General features: G+C 51.6%; 12 protein-coding genes. 3 read left to right on the top strand and 9 right to left on the bottom strand.

Going from position 1 to position 14,142, the window contains the following annotated elements; translation table 11 throughout:
- Positions 1-8: 8 nt before the first annotated feature.
- Positions 9-2,414, top strand: a complete 2,406-nt coding sequence (locus tag NEE14_RS12555) for a GumC family protein (RefSeq protein ID WP_251967378.1) — start codon at positions 9-11, stop codon at positions 2,412-2,414.
- 3 nt (positions 2,415-2,417) lie between these two features.
- Positions 2,418-3,143, top strand: coding sequence for a tyrosine-protein phosphatase (locus tag NEE14_RS12550; RefSeq protein ID WP_251967379.1), 726 nt, complete (start codon positions 2,418-2,420; stop codon positions 3,141-3,143).
- A 7-nt stretch (positions 3,144-3,150) separates the two neighbouring features.
- Here NEE14_RS12550 and NEE14_RS12545 read toward each other — a convergent pair whose 3' ends face one another.
- The 9 genes from NEE14_RS12545 to NEE14_RS12505 all read right to left on the bottom strand — a co-directional run bounded on the left by NEE14_RS12545 (position 3,151) and on the right by NEE14_RS12505 (position 12,999).
- Positions 3,151-4,689 (bottom strand): YifB family Mg chelatase-like AAA ATPase, encoded by a 1,539-nt coding sequence (locus NEE14_RS12545; RefSeq protein ID WP_251967380.1) that lies wholly within the window; start codon positions 4,687-4,689, stop codon positions 3,151-3,153.
- A 57-nt stretch (positions 4,690-4,746) separates the two neighbouring features.
- Positions 4,747-5,847: a TlpA disulfide reductase family protein gene (locus tag NEE14_RS12540; protein WP_251967381.1), complete on the bottom strand. Its 1,101-nt coding sequence runs from the start codon at positions 5,845-5,847 to the stop codon at positions 4,747-4,749.
- Positions 5,848-6,007: 160 nt separating this feature from the next.
- On the bottom strand, positions 6,008-7,615 hold the full coding sequence (gene pckA, locus NEE14_RS12535; RefSeq protein ID WP_022456623.1) for a phosphoenolpyruvate carboxykinase (ATP): 1,608 nt from the start codon (positions 7,613-7,615) through the stop codon (positions 6,008-6,010).
- Positions 7,616-7,906: 291 nt separating this feature from the next.
- Positions 7,907-9,019: a DNA-processing protein DprA gene (gene dprA / locus NEE14_RS12530; RefSeq protein WP_251967382.1), complete on the bottom strand. Its 1,113-nt coding sequence runs from the start codon at positions 9,017-9,019 to the stop codon at positions 7,907-7,909.
- Complete coding sequence (locus tag NEE14_RS12525) at positions 9,012-9,437, bottom strand: acyl-CoA thioesterase (protein WP_251967383.1); 426 nt, start codon at positions 9,435-9,437, stop codon at positions 9,012-9,014. The genes dprA and NEE14_RS12525 overlap by 8 nt, the downstream gene beginning before the upstream one ends.
- Positions 9,434-10,696 (bottom strand): peptidase U32 family protein, encoded by a 1,263-nt coding sequence (locus NEE14_RS12520; RefSeq protein WP_251967440.1) that lies wholly within the window; start codon positions 10,694-10,696, stop codon positions 9,434-9,436. The genes NEE14_RS12525 and NEE14_RS12520 overlap by 4 nt, the downstream gene beginning before the upstream one ends.
- Before the next feature lie 104 nt (positions 10,697-10,800).
- On the bottom strand, positions 10,801-11,103 hold the full coding sequence (locus NEE14_RS12515; RefSeq protein WP_251967384.1) for a hypothetical protein: 303 nt from the start codon (positions 11,101-11,103) through the stop codon (positions 10,801-10,803).
- A 3-nt stretch (positions 11,104-11,106) separates the two neighbouring features.
- Positions 11,107-11,604 carry a glucosaminidase domain-containing protein gene (locus NEE14_RS12510; RefSeq protein WP_251967385.1) on the bottom strand — a complete coding sequence of 166 codons (498 nt, stop codon included), beginning with the start codon at positions 11,602-11,604 and terminating at the stop codon, positions 11,107-11,109.
- A gap of 981 nt (positions 11,605-12,585) precedes the next feature.
- Positions 12,586-12,999, bottom strand: coding sequence for an HU family DNA-binding protein (locus NEE14_RS12505; protein ID WP_251968466.1), 414 nt, complete (start codon positions 12,997-12,999; stop codon positions 12,586-12,588).
- A gap of 310 nt (positions 13,000-13,309) precedes the next feature.
- Between NEE14_RS12505 and NEE14_RS12500 the strand changes: the two genes are divergently transcribed.
- Entirely contained in the window at positions 13,310-13,834 is a 525-nt protein-coding gene (locus tag NEE14_RS12500) for a hypothetical protein (protein ID WP_251968465.1), read from the top strand.
- Positions 13,835-14,142: the final 308 nt, after the last annotated feature.

Here is a 14,142-nt window from a genome sequence, read left to right as displayed (position 1 = left end):
TCACATCGATGAATCAAACAGATTACTCAAACAACCCACAACCGCGAGATCGGGAATGGAAGGAAGAAAGCGGCAACGAACTGAACCTGATGGATCTGCTGCACATCTGCCTGACCAACTGGAAATGGTTTGTACTATCGCTGGTCGCCTGCATGGGATTGGCTTATCTCTACCTGCTGCAAGCGCCCCGGGTGTACACCCGTACCGCTTCGGTCATGATTAAAGAAGACAACAAGAATGGCAGTATGGCCAACGACTTCGGTTTCTCGACCGACCTGACCTCATTGGGATTCAAGAACAATGTCGACAACGAAGTGCTGGTATTCAAGACCTACCGTCTGATGGAGAAAGTGGCAGAACGCCTGCACCTGGATGTCAGCTATACCATCCAGCCACGACTCCGCAAAATCGAATTATACCGCCAGTCGCCTGTGCTGCTGTCGTTCCCCGAAGCCGAAAACAGCCAGACATTCGCTCTGCAGGCAACACCGCTCAACGAAAACGAAGTACTGCTCTCTGATTTCGTGGTGACCAACGAACAGGGGAAAGAACAGAAAATTGCTGAGCAGGTAAAAGCGACATTAAAAGATACGATAGCGACTCCTGTCGGCAAGGTGGTTGTCAACCCGAGTTTCTACTATACCGATCAATATTACAACACCCCCATCCAGGTCCGTAAATCGAACCTCGAAGCCGTGGCGAAAAGCTATCAGAACAACCTGCAGACCAGCCTGGCTTCCAAGACGTCGACCATCATCAACCTGACCCTGCAGGATGTCTCCATCGCGCGGGCCGAAGATGTGCTGAATACCCTGATCGCCGTATATAACGAAGCCGCCATCGACGACAAGAACCAGATCACCGTCAACACCTCGGAGTTCATTGCCGAACGACTGGTGATCATTGAAAAGGAATTAGGCAGCGTAGATGCCGATATCGAAAAGTTCAAACAGGAAAACCGTCTGACGGATATCACCTCCGAATCCGGCATGTACCTGGAGTCTACCAGCCGCTTCCAACAGGAAGGGGTGATGGTCGAGAACCAGCTGACGATGGCCAAATACATCCGTGAATACCTGTCGGACCCGAAGAAAGCCTCAGACCTGATCCCGGCCAACACCGGTATCTCCGACGCGAATATCGAACAGCAGATCGCCGTGTACAACGAAACCCTGCTGAAACGTGACCGGTTAATCAGCAACAGCAGTAACCGCAACCCGGTTGTCATGGACCTGAACAACAATTTGGGGGCCATGAAGCAGACGATCATCCGGGCCATCGACAACCTGATTGTCAGCCTCGATATCAAGAGCGACAACCTGCGGATGCAGGAAGAACAGATCACCAAGCGTATCTCGGCCGTACCGACCCAGCAGAAATATGTGCTTTCCGTAGAACGTCAGCAGAAGATCAAGGAGGCCCTCTACCTCTTCCTGTTGAACAAACGGGAAGAGAATGCCCTGACACAGGCGATGACGGAGAGCAACATGCGTGTGCTCGACGAAGCGACGGGAAGTTCTGCCCCAATCGCCCCGAAGTCGGCCATGATACTGCTGGCAGGCTTTATCCTGGGACTGGCCATTCCGGCCGGTATCCTGTGGTTGCGCTGGGCTAACGATACCCGCGTCCGTTCGATGAAAGACGTACAAGACCGGACAGCCCTTCCGCTGTTGGGCGAAATCCCCGCCCTGGAAAAGAACCAGGAAAAACTGGTGGTGAAAGAAGGAAGCCGCGATGCCGTTTCGGAAGCCTTCCGTATCCTGCGTGCCAACATGGACTTCATGCGTGGGGGTGACGAACACATGCAGGTACTGCTGTTTACCTCGATGAACGCAGGAGCCGGCAAGACCTTCATCTCGTCTAACCTGGCAGCCAGCCTGGTACTGACCCACCAGAAAGTGGTCCTCCTCGACCTGGATATCCGTAAAGGAACCTTAGGTAAACAGGCCGGATACCACGGAGAAGGTATCACGAACTTCCTGTCCGGAAAAGTGACAGACGTTGCGGAACTGATTTGCAGCGACGAACTCGTTCCCGGTCTGGATGTCATCCATGCCGGTCCGGTTCCTCCCAACCCGGCCGAACTGCTGCAGAGCAAACGCCTGGACGCCCTGATTACGGAATTGCGTTCGCGCTACGATTATATCCTGCTGGATAATGTGCCCGCCGGCCTGGTTGCCGACGCGCAGATTGTGGCCCGTCTGGCCGACCTGACCATCTGTGTGATCCGTGCCGGTGTACTCGACCGCCGTCAGATCCCCGCGCTGGAGATGATTGCCCGCCGTTTCCCGAAATTCTCGCTGGTGCTGAACTACGTGAAAGGCCATCACGGCGGCTATGGTTACGGATACGGTTATGGCTACGGCTATGGCTATGGTTACGGATACGGAAACGAAAAGAAGAAGAAAAAATAAACCATGTTCGGATTATTTGGAAAGAAAAAGATCTTGACGAGCCGGCTGCTGGAAGGGATGACAGACATCCACTGTCATTTGCTTCCGGCCGTCGACGACGGAGCAGAAAACGAAGAAGAGGCGTTGCAGGCATTGAGACTGATGGAATCAGTAGGCGTGCAGCGCCTCTTTTTTACCCCGCATGTCATGGAAGAACTGACAGCCAACCGCGCCGACTTCCTGCGTGAACGGTTCGACCGTTTCCGGGCAACGCTGTCTACCTCCATCGAAGTGAGACTGGCAGCCGAATACATGCTCGACCCGGCCTTTGCCGCCCGCAAAAAAGAGGGACTGCTGACCTTCGACGGGACCCATGTTCTGGTGGAGACCTCCTATCTGATGCCCCCCCTGGGCTTCCGGGAAATCCTCTTTGACCTCCAGGCCGAGGGCTACCGCCCTGTCCTGGCCCATCCCGAGCGCTACCGGTACATGAGTCCGGACGATTATGACTGGCTCTTCGAGCACGAGATCGCCCTGCAGCTCAACCTCATGTCGCTGGCCGGAACCTACGGTCCGAGTCCGCAGAGACGGGCCGAAGACCTCCTGTCAAAAAGCTATTACACCTTTATCGGCTCCGACTGCCACCGCCGCGACATCTACGAGCGTTCTCTCCAGCACCTCAAGGTCACGACAGCCCAGCTAGCGGGCCTGAAAATACTGTTCGAAAACAACCGGCGCCTCGCCCGGTAACCAGGCATCAGCCACCCCACCCCTCCCGGTCGAGGTTCCGGTAATGAATGGCTTCAGCCAGGTGGTGGGGCCGGACCGCCTCCTCTCCTTCCAGGTCAGCGATCGTCCGCGATACCTTCAGGATCCGGTCGTAGGCCCGGGCAGACAGATTCAGTTTCGTCATGGCATGCCTGAGCAGCTTCAGCCCCTCGGCGTCGGGCACGGCATAGGTATGCAGCAGGCGACTGTTCATCTGGGCATTGCAATACACACCGGGGTAATCCTGAAAGCGTTTTTCCTGTACCCGGCGGGCAGCCATGACACGCTCACGGATGGCGGCACTGGGCTCGGCCGGACGCTGTTCGGATATCTTCTCGAAGGGAACCGGGACAATCTCGATCTGGATGTCTATCCGGTCGAGCAGCGGACCCGATATCCGGTTCATGTATTTCTGGACAGCCCCGGGAGAGCAGACACAGGCCCGGGTCGGATGGTTGTAATACCCGCACGGACACGGATTCATGGAGGCCACCAGCATGAATCCCGCCGGATATTCCACGGTAAAGCGGGCCCGCGAAATACTGATCATCCGGTCTTCCAGCGGCTGGCGCATCACTTCGAGGACACTCCGGCTGAATTCGGGCAGTTCGTCGAGGAAGAGGATTCCGTTATGCGCCAGACTGATCTCACCGGGCTGCGGATACGAGCCTCCGCCCACCATGGCCACGTCGGAAATGGTATGATGCGGAGAACGGAACGGACGCTGGGTCATCAGGGAGGTCTCGTTCCCGATCTTCCCGGCTACCGAATGGATTTTGGTGGTTTCCAAAGACTCATGCAGGGTAAAGGGAGGCAGGATGGAAGGCAGGCGTTTGGCCATCATCGACTTGCCGCTGCCCGGCGGACCGATCATCAGCAGGTTGTGCCCGCCCGCCGCCGCTACCTCGAGGGCCCGTTTCACATTTTCCTGTCCGCGGACTTCCGAAAAGTCATCGTCGAACTGCAGCTGCCGGGCATAAAACTCCTTCCGCGTATCCACCCGGGTAGGTTCCAGTTCCTCCTTCCCGTCCATGAACCCGATCACCTCCCGGATGTTGGTGACCCCATAGACATCCAGCTGATTCACGACAGCCGCCTCCCGGGCGTTCTGCTGCGGTAAAATAAATCCTTTGAATCCTGCTTCCCGGGCCTTGATAGCGATTGGCAAAACGCCTTTAATGGGCTTGAGCGTCCCGTCTAAGGAGAGCTCTCCCATCAGCAGGTATTGTGAAAGCTTTTCGGAGCTGATCATTTCCGCTCCCGCCAGGATACCGATGGCCAGGGGCAGATCATAGGAAGAGCCCTCCTTGCGGATATCGGCAGGCGCCATGTTGATGACGATCCGGCTCCGCGGGAACTTATATCCGTTTTCCTGCAGGGCCGAGACAATCCGTTCATGACTTTCCCGCACAGCCACGTCGGGAAGCCCTACCAAAAAGAACTGGATGCCTTTACTTGTATTGACTTCAATGGTGATGATAGTAGCCGAGATGCCTTGTACGGCGGCCGCATACGTCTTGACCAGCATAGTTAAAGTTTTTTAAGATGAATACTGAGGGTTCCGCCCCGGGCGGAACCGGTTTGCTTACTCTTCCAACAATTCGTCGAGCACGTCTTTTACCTCAAGGTTGTTTTCAGACTTCAGCAGAATCTTCCGGTCCTTGTCGATCAGGTAGCAGAGCGGCAGTTCACTCACGTTGTACAGGTCCATCAGCGCCGTCACCTGCCCGGCCGAATCGGCCACGAGGTTCCACGAGATGCTGTCGGTCTTGAGGTAATCGCGTATCTGGTTGCAATTGTTGTCGATGGTGATGACCAGCATATTCAGTTCCTTGGCCGGATGCTTCTTGGCGATCTGTACCATATACGGATCGGTCAGCTTCGTTTTGCCCTCCCACGAAGGGACAAATGCCAGCAAGGTATATTTGTTTTTTACGGTGTCCAGCTTGAATTCCTGGCCGTACACGTTCTTCACGTGGAAGTCGGGTGCTTCCGCCCCGATGTTGGTCCGTTTGGTCCGGGCGCTGTATTCCTCCAGTTCCCGGTACAGGAAATGATCGCGCAGCTCGGGTGTAATCAGGGCCAGCAGTTCGTCGGTCTCCCGGCTGTCGTCCGGATTCGTGAAGAAATACTGGATCAGGGCCAGCGACACGGCCTTGTCGGTATTCTTCTTGATGTAGGCCACCGCCTCCTCTTCCAGCTGGTGGTTAATGTTGGTCAGCTTGGCAATGAGGTCGGCCTCCTCAATCGGGTGTTTGGCCTTCCGGTCAATCTGGGTGAGCAGCTTCTCCTGTTCCTTCCACAGGTTGGCCGATCCCCTTCTCAGGGCTGTCAGCTGCTTGTTAATGCTGCTTCCACCTTCTATTTCGAGCAGTTTCGGATAGGTGATATCCCCTTCGATACTGACTTTTTTCCCTTTTTCCAAAAATACATTCACTACCCGCGAACGGTTCTCAAAAAACAGGGTTGCCGTATTGAAGTCGCCTGTTTTCTGCTGCACCTTGAATTTGCCTTCCGTTTCACACACAACGGTATCAATCACTTTCCCGTTCTCACTTTCAAACACGACATACACTGTTGGGTCCTGCAAATGAGTGAGTTTTCCCTCAATCTGGTAACTCTGATCCTTGCTGCATCCAGCCAGTCCCAACAACATGATCCATATAAATAATATGTATTTCTGCATAAGCATCTCTCTTTTCCGCCAATTTTGCGTAAAGATAGAAAATGTTTTTTAAAGTACGTTTATAAATAGGAATAATTTTGAAAAATAATGGAAAAATGCATAAAAAAAGAGGATGCTATCAGCACCCTCTTTCTCTTTATAGTCGGATATGTAATAGAAATTACAATTGCGGACCAGCAGCAACCAGAGCCTTACCAGCTTCGTTACCAGTGAACTTAGCGAAGTTCTTGATGAAGCGAGCAGCCAGGTCTTTTGCTTTTTCTTCCCACTTGCAAGCGCAGTCGTAAGTATCGCGCGGATCCAGGATCTTCGGATCAACACCCGGCAATTCTGTCGGAACTACGAAATTGAAGTACGGGATAGTCTTAGTCGGAGCCTTGTCGATAGAACCGTCCAGGATAGCGTCGATGATACCACGAGTATCGCGGATAGAGATACGCTTGCCAGTACCGTTCCAACCAGTGTTAACCAAGTAAGCCTTAGCACCCACCTTTTCCATCTTCTTAACCAATTCTTCAGCATATTTTGTAGGATGCAAGCTCAAGAAAGCAGCACCGAAGCAAGCTGAGAATGTAGGAGTCGGTTCAGTGATACCACGTTCTGTACCAGCCAACTTAGCAGTAAATCCTGACAAGAAGTAGTACTTAGCCTGTTCTGCGTTCAGGATAGATACTGGAGGCAATACACCGAAGGCATCAGCTGACAGGAAGATTACCTGATGAGCGTGAGGACCTTTAGAAACCGGCTTAACGATGTTGTTGATGTGATAGATAGGATAAGATACACGCGTATTTTCAGTTACGCTCTTATCAGCGAAGTCGATCTTACCGTTCGCATCAACTGTTACGTTTTCCAGCAAAGCGTCACGTTTGATAGCGTTGTAGATATCCGGTTCAGATTCCTTATCCAAGTTGATAACCTTAGCATAGCAACCACCTTCGTAGTTGAATACGCCTTCGTCGTCCCATCCGTGTTCGTCATCACCGATCAACTTACGTTTCGGGTCAGTTGACAAAGTAGTCTTACCTGTACCAGACAGACCGAAGAAGATAGCTGTGTCAGTACCTTCCATGTTGGTGTTAGCTGAACAGTGCATTGAAGCGATACCACGCAACGGGTTCAGGTAGTTCATGATTGAGAAGATACCCTTCTTCATTTCACCACCGTACCAAGTGTTCAGGATAACCTGTTCGTTTGTCTTCAAGTTAAATACAGTAGCTGTTTCAGAGTTCAGACCTAATTCCTTGTAGTTGTCAACTTTTGCCTTAGCAGCGTTGAATGATACGAAATCAGGTTCTCCGTAGTTAGCCAGTTCTTCTTCTGTCGGACGGATGAACATGTTCTTAACGAAGTGAGCCTGCCATGCAACTTCCATGATGAAACGTACTTTCAGACGAGTAGCCGGGTTAGCACCACAGAATGTATCCATTACGAACAGACGCTTGCCTGACAATTCTTTAACAGCTTTAGCCTTCAAATCAGCCCATGCAGCTTCAGAACATGGTTTGTTATCGTTCTTGTATTCGTCAGAAGTCCACCATACAGTGTTTTCGCTGGCTTCATTCTTAACGAAGAATTTATCTTTAGGAGAACGGCCGGTGTAGATACCAGTCATCACGTTTACAGCACCTAATTCAGTTACCTGTCCTTTTTCGTAACCTTCCAAACCATCTTTAGTTTCTTCGGCGAACAGTACTTCATAAGAAGGATTATGCAAAATTTCCTTCACATCGGTAATACCGTACTTGCTTAAATCTAAATTTGCCATCTTGTTAATAATTTAAGTGATTGACTTTATTTATTGTTTATTTATTTTCTTCTTAGCCAGTCCTGAAACTTTTTCTTTTCCAACCTGCTACACTATTAAATGAACAAGCGGGAGCGTCTTTTTGTTTAACGCGTACAAAAGTACTATTTTTTTTTATAGGAGATAGCAGATTAAGGAAATTTTTCAGCAATAAATGCTCTTTTCATTTTCCAGACCTGCCGGCGGCGTTATTTTGTCAACCTCAGTTGGCAAAATGCTTTCCTAACACCGCTGCCGGAGCCCACTGATGACCTACCGCAGGTGATACCGGTTGCCGGGAAGGGAAGCGATACGGCCGTCCATCTCGAGTTCGAAAAGGAGGGCGGTGAGCTGCTGGATGGTGAACCCCGTCTGCAGCGAGAGCTGGTCGATATGGAGCTCGCCTCCGCCCTGCAGGGCTTCGAGCACCCGCTGTATCTCGGGCGAATCGGTTTCGGCAAAGAGGAGTTCGGTCTGCCGCGCTGCGGGGAAAGCGTCTTGCTGCTGCCAGCCCAACGCGTCGACAAGATCCCGGGCCGAGGTAATGAGAGCGGCACTCTGCCGGCGGATCAGCTGGTTGCAGCCTGCCGAATAGAGGTCGCCGATACGCCCCGGACAGGCAAACACGTCACGGCCGTACGAGAGGGCCAGACCGGCGGTCACGAGGGAGCCGCCTTTTTCGGCCGACTCGATCACCAGGGTGGCTTCGGTCAGTCCGGCAATGATCCGGTTGCGTTTGAGGAAATTCGGGCGGTCGGGATTCGTTCCGCTGGGGAAGTCGGTCAGCAGTCCTCCCTGCTCCAGCATCGCGATTGCCGTCTGGCGGTGAGCCGGCGGATAGATACGGTCCAGGCCATGAGCCAAAACCCCTACCGTAGGAAGTCCGCCGGCTAACGCCTGCCGGTGGGCGGCAATATCAATACCATAAGCCAGTCCGCTGACGATCAGTGTGTCGGGATAGAGTGCCGCCAGGTCGTCCAACAGCGCCGCTGTCATCTCCTGACCGTAACGGGTCGCATGGCGGGTACCCACCACACTGACGGCATGACGGGCATTCAGGTTTCCCTTACCTTTATAATATAGTACCAGGGGGGCATCCGGACATTCCCGGAGGCGGAACGGATAAGCCTCATCCCCGCATACCAGGACGGTAATCCCGGCGTCGTCGATAAAGCGGACCTCCTGTTCGGCCCGCCGCAACACCTCCGGATTGGTGATTTCGGCTGCCAGGACGGACCCGATGCCGGGAATCCGTTCGAGCAGCTGTTTCTTTTCCTGAAAAACGGCCCGGGCATCGCCCAGGGCTTGCAATAACTGACGGGAGAGGACTCCTCCCACTCCATTCACCATAGTCAAGGCAATGGTATACAAAATCGTATCATTCATGTTCTTTTCCTGTTCGGTTACCGATGCGGCTGAGTAACTCGTCGAAGTACTCGCCGCGCGAGAGCCGCCCGTTCTCGACGAGGACACAGTCGACTGTGCCACGTGAAACAATTTCCATCTCGGGCAGCTTGTAAATATCCTGGCTCATCACCAGCTTCACCCCGTCCTTCCTCGCATTCAGGCAGGAGAGGTAACGGTCGCCACTCCGCAGGGAGTGTTTGAGCTGTATCTCGATCCGGGCCACGAAGAGATCCATCCCCCGGTCGTGCAGGTCGCTGAAGTTCTCGCCCAATGAGAGCAGGAACTCATGGCGGGTATGCTCCATGTAATGCAGGTAGTTCGCGTTATTCACCACGCCCTGCAGGTCGCATTCATAATCGCGCACCTTGTCTTCGTGCTGATAGACGTACATTTTCATGCGTTGAATTCTTTTTTGGGCTGAACCACTTCCATGACATACAGCCGGTCAGACGGACGTATCTTTTCTTCTACCTTGATCGAGAAGCGTTCTCCTTTGACGGTCTGCGGCACGGGTTTCAGATCCACCCGTATTTCTTCTACCTTCTGCATCACGGCACCGGTTGTCGGTCCCGTAATCAGAATCTCGTCGCCTACCTTCAGGGTGCCGCATTCCATTTCGAACTCGGCCACGCCGATCTTGTCGAAGTATTTGATGCCCCGGGCTACATACACCTTCTTGCGCGTAGCTCCCGAGCCGTATTTGCTGCTCCACTCACCCAGGCGCTGCCCCAGGTAATACCCGTTCCAGAAGCCCCGGTTGAAGACCATCTTCAGCCGTTCGTCCCAGCGGGCCACCTTCTCTTCCGTAAACGTGCCCTCGCAGTAGGCCTTCACGGCTTCCTTGTAACACTCCGTCACGATACGCACATACTCCGGTCCGCGGGCCCGGCCCTCAATCTTGAAAACACGCACGCCGGCATCCATCATCTTATTCATGAAATGGATGGTCTTCAGGTCTTTCGGCGACATGATATACTGGTTCTCGACATCCAGCTCGATATCGCTGTCCTTGTCTCGTACCGTATAGGCCCGGCGACAGATCTGCATGCAGGCGCCCCGGTTGGCGGAAGCGTTCATCTCATGCAGGCTCAGGTAACACTTGCCCGACACCGCCATGCACAAAGCCCCGTGGGCAAACATCTCAATCCGGATCAGCTCGCCTTTCGGCCCCCTGATCTGCTGTTTCTGTATCTCCTGATAAATCTCATACACCTGGTCGAGGTTCAACTCACGGGCCAATACCACCACATCCGCGAAGCGGGCATAAAACTTCAGTGCCTCCGCGTTCGAGATATTCAGCTGGGTAGACAGGTGGACTTCCTGCCCGATCCGGTTGGCATAATCCATGGCTGCCACATCGGCGGCGATGATCGCCGATACCCCGGCTTCCTTGGCTGCGTCGATGATCTCGCGCATCAGGGGCAGGTCTTCCCCGTAAATCACCGTATTGACTGTCAGGTAGCTCTTCAGGCCGTGTTCCTGACAGATAGCCACGATCTTCCGTAAGTCGTCTATTGTAAAATTATTCGAAGAGCGGGAGCGCATGTTCAATCCTTCAATACCGAAATAAATCGAATCCGCTCCCCCCTGTATGGCCGCCATCAGGGATTCATACGAACCCACCGGTGCCATGATTTCAAAATCTTTCTCGTTCAATGCCATAAAGGTTTAATGTTCTTGGGGCAAAGGTAGGAATAAATTAGGTCAAATCCATCATACCCGCCCCAAATTCGAAACCTCACGGCGGCGGAAACCTCCGGCTAAAAGAAGAACTCGTACAGGTAACCCGCCCCTCCGGCAAGGATCAGGGAGAAACCGGCTATACCCATCCAGGGCGTTCCGACGGCCCTCCCCCGCCGGGCGGGGGCTGTTGCAGCAACGAGAGGATCCCGCCCAGGGCTGCCATGGCCAGTTGAATCTCGTTCTTCCACAAAGCCAGGAGGACGATCAGATACAGACTGAGCAGCAGCCACGTCTTCTTGTTCGGGTTCGTTTTTCTGCTTCGGGAAGAGAGTCCGAAGGATGACACGCACAATTTTAAGGATGATTTCAACGTACTTCATTTTTTAGGATTTAAGTGAATTAGACATGTTGGGTTCCCGAAACAGCTCGGGTCCTTTTTTCAGGAAGCGGCCTATCTTGTCGCTGATCACCACAATCAGGTTGCGGTATTCTTCGCGGTTGTCGCCGTTGACTTCACTGATGTAACGGCTGTAGGAGATGGCCAGGGCAAAGGCCACCGGATCATAACTGGCTTCAGCAGCGTTGGGATAGACTTCCCGGATCAGGCGGGCATAGTCGAGGAACGAATCGTCGGGGCAGCTGTAAACCCGGAACTTCAGGGAGTATTTCCCCAATTCAATCGACGTCCCGTTCCAGAAGGCATTCCGCAGCCCATAGGCGGTCAGCCCGAAGAAGTTATGATACTCGGTAGCCAGGGTGCTTTCTCCCCACCCGGTCTCAATAGCCGCCTGGGCGAGGATAATCACCGGGTTCAATCGGTAGTGTGCCCCCGCCTTATCGGCCAGGGGCTTGTATTGTCTGATAAAGTCGGTGTAGTACATAATTTTTTTTGTTTTAAATTATCTGTTCTTTTGCCTTGATGCAAAAGAACCAAAAGATCAAGATCGTATTTGTACTTTTGGCTTGACCCAAAAGTACCAAAAGGTCAAGGCTCACACTGCGGAGGCTACGGTCTCGGTCGCTGCGCTAAAATCTCGGAAAACTCGCCTTCGGCTCAAACAGCCGAGATTTTTTAACGCTCCGCTCGGTCGACCGCTTCACGCCTCCTCCGTTAGGCCAAAGCAATGGGCAATTATTCAGGCTGAAGGCCCTTCACCTTCACCAATTGAAAATGGAAAATTGAGAATTGACAATTCATTCGGCACGGATTTCTCGGATTTCACGGAAATTATAATTCTCCGTTGAGTTTGGAAAATGACTGTAGAGGCGTAGCGCTGCTGCGCCTCATCCCAATGCCACAGGATATAATGGCGTAAACCGCAACAAATATATCCGTTATGTCGTTGATTGCCATTCAATCGTGAAATGCCTCGCGTTGAAAATTAATTAGGCACGGATTTCACAGATTTCACGGAAATTTTAATTCTCCGTTGAGTTTGAGAAATGACTGTAGAGGCGTAGCGCTGCTGCGCCTCCAACCAAACGCCACAGGGAAAAATGGCGAAAAACATAATAATATTATCCGTTATATGATTGGTTGTCATTCAATCGTGAAATGCCGTTTTGAGGCGCAGCAACGCTACGCCTCTACCGTCACTCCCATTATTAATTCTCAATTTTCAATTCTCAATTTTCCATTTAAGAAGTAGCGCTGCTGCGCCTCATCCCAATGCCACAGGAAAAAATGGCGAAAAACATAATAATATTATCCGTTATTATATTGATCGCCATTCAATCGTGAAATGCCGTTTTGAGGCGCAGCACGCTACGCCTCTACAGTCACCCCCCCATTATTAATTTTCAATTCTCAATTTTCAATTGATGAAGTTTTCAATTGATGAAGTTGTCAATTTTCAATTGAATTAAGCGCTTTCCGCGTCCTTCTTCGGCACATAACGCTCGAACTTGGCGTTCTGGGTGGTGCCTATCAACATCGTGCCGGGGTAGAAGACGATGCGGGGTTTCTTGATCAGCGAGACCTCGAACTCCTCGGGCGTGGAGGCCCCCTTGCTGCCGGCTACCATGCGGAAACTGCCGAACTCGCCCAGGTGAACCGATTCGCCTTCTGCCAGGGCCTCGTTCATCACCTTGATCAGACCGTCGAGTACGAGGATAATCTCACCCCGGCTGGCGGTACAGTACTTCTCGATGCGCGAACAGATCGTGTTCAAGTCCAGGCGCTTCGTAACGCTGGTCTGCGCGTAATACAACTGGGCTCCTTCCAAAGCGCCCTTGCTCATGTCTCGTCTCTTTACGAGGGTGTAAATCAATGCCATATTAATAAAATTTTTTAGTGAAACATGTGTTATCTGATAACACTACAAAGATACACCCACCCCCCTGTCACTCACGCAGATAAGGTCGTTTAGCATCGGGTAATCCAAGTTATCGGCTTTTATATTTTGCCCGGAATTCCGGTGAGAATTGAAAAGGATTCTCACGAGAATCCAATCCGATTCCCAAGGCTTCTTCCGGGGGATACAGGGAAGGATCAGAAAAATTTTGAATAAAAAAGTCATATTCTTTCATGGTATGTTATTTTTTTTATTAAATTTATCACAATAATATGATCTTAAACATATATACATGGAACACAAGCTAATAGAGCTGTTAGACAGCGAGGCATTCAAAGAAGTGAGAAAGAAGATCTCAGACATTGTGGGGAGTAATTTCAACCTGAGTAAATTAAACGCCGCAATTGAACAGAGTGAGCAACCGGAAGAAGTGATCATGATCCTGGCGGGGGTCTTGTCGCTGCTCAAGCACAACCACCGCAAGTGTTGGAACGACCTGTTCCGGCGGTACGTCAAGACGCACTCCGACGTGCTGATCAAGCATTTCTTCCCCGAGGAGACAAACGAGAAAGACGAGAAGCTGGAAGTGAATGACAGCCTCCTCTTCCTCCAACTCATCAGTGTCCTGATTCATGCGCATATCTTCCCCGAGATGTCGTATGCCCAGATTACCGACCTGCTCAACCAGAAGTTCGTTTTGCAGTATTCTCCCAGTACCGTAACCCGCCTGCTGAAGGAAAATCCGGTCGAAATGGAGGAACTCGAGAACTACCTCAGAAAGCTGCGGGCAGATTTTCGGAAGCGCAATATCAGCTAAAATAGCCGCACAACCTGTTTATTAACAAACGCATATAACTTCTTGACAAAGCTATTTCAACCTGCAAAAATCGGGTTGAAATAGTTTTTTTTTCGGGCGCAAGCCTATCTACCTTTGCGGCTGTTGAAAGATATAAGAGAAACGAAAGATCTGGTTACGATTTGTTATTAAAATAATTGAAAAAGTCAAACTCTTCTTTCTATCTTTCTTTATTCTTTCTTTCTAACATAAAGGGTGGCTGGTTCGCTGGCTCAAGTGTGGTTGAAAGTGGAAGATAAATAACTGACATACTGTTATTTGTTTGGTTT

Origin of the sequence: Parabacteroides sp. AD58 (genome assembly GCF_023744375.2) — a bacterium.
Taxonomy (GTDB): domain Bacteria; phylum Bacteroidota; class Bacteroidia; order Bacteroidales; family Tannerellaceae; genus Parabacteroides; species Parabacteroides absconsus.
Note: the sequence above shows the minus strand (reverse complement) of the source record. Positions and strands in the feature narration are given on the sequence as shown.